The following is a 1197-nucleotide window of genomic DNA, read 5'->3' as shown; positions in this document are numbered from 1 at the left end:
TCCAATTCAAGCCTGCAGCTGTTCCCCTCGCCAACGGGAACAATATTGGTCGAAGCTATCAGGACCATTAATGGATCGCATTGATTTACAAGTAGCGGTCAATCGGCTTAAACCTGAAGAAATTACTAGACAGTCTACAGGAGAAGAATCAGCACCGGTGCGAGAACGAGTCCAAGTCGCACGCGATCGCACTCGTGACCGCTTCCAAACTGAACCCACTCTTCATTGCAATGCTCAGATGCAAAGCTATCATCTACGTCGATTCTGTAAATTAGATGATACTTCCCGTAATGTATTAGAAAGCGCTATTCGCAAACTTGGTCTTTCTGCTAGAGGCACCGACCGTATTCTCAAAGTTGCCCGTACCATTGCCGACCTGAGTGGTGATGATGACCTTAAAACCGAACATGTTGCTGAAGCCATTCAATATCGTACTATTGATCGCATGCAATAAGCTCCAATCAGGGGCAATTGATGGGTTAAGGGATCTAACGGATGGCACTATAGCTTGTAGGGTGGGCAAAAATAGTTTGGTTATGCGTGAGTATTCTAGATAATATTACTTTGCCCACCCTACTTTAATTGGCATTTTTTTTACACTCACGGATGGGAATATAGGGAGTCGTAGGCAGGACGAGTTGAAGGCATGAAGCAAGTCAAAGCAGTTTTATGTGGATATTACGGCAAGGGCAACGGTGGCGATGAAGCATTGTTAGCGTCACTGCTGCAAATGCTACCAAAGTCAGTGAAGCCGATAGTCCTTTCCGGTAACCCTAGTCAAACTCGTCAGCGCTATGGAGTGGAAAGTTGCGATCGCATGTCTACTCTACCAGTGCTCAAGGCCATGGGCCTTTCTGAACTATTCATATGGGGGGGTGGTAGTTTAATCCAAGATGTGACTAGTGCCGCTAGCCCTCTCTACTACTGTGGTTTAATGGGATTAGCCCAAAGGATGGGTCTGAAAACCATTGCTTGGGCCCAGGGGGTTGGTCCAATTAAGCGTCGGCTGATTGGTTGGCTAGCCCAGCGGTCCTTCACCGGATGTACAGCAGTCAGTGTCAGGGATTATGGCTCAGCGACACTCCTAGCGGATTGGGAAATTCCCTTTATTATGGCTCCCGATCCAGTTTGGGCATTAGACTCCAAACCTGTACCAGGATTGTGGGATTTACCAGCACCAAGAGTAGCAGTTACTTT

2 protein-coding genes are annotated in these 1197 nt (G+C 47.3%); both read left to right on the top strand.

Going from position 1 to position 1197, the window contains the following annotated elements; all coding sequences use genetic code 11:
• The coding region (locus tag F6K53_RS43930) for an ATP-binding protein (RefSeq protein WP_293087139.1) at nucleotides 1-454 on the top strand (454 nt) is incomplete at its 5' end.
• 192 nt (nucleotides 455-646) lie between these two features.
• A partial coding sequence (gene csaB / locus F6K53_RS43925; protein ID WP_293087136.1) for a polysaccharide pyruvyl transferase CsaB occupies nucleotides 647-1197 on the top strand: 551 nt, incomplete at its 3' end.

The sequence above is a fragment of the Moorena sp. SIO4A1 genome, from assembly GCF_010672065.1.
Classification (GTDB): domain Bacteria; phylum Cyanobacteriota; class Cyanobacteriia; order Cyanobacteriales; family Coleofasciculaceae; genus Moorena.
Note: the sequence above shows the minus strand (reverse complement) of the source record. Positions and strands in the feature narration are given on the sequence as shown.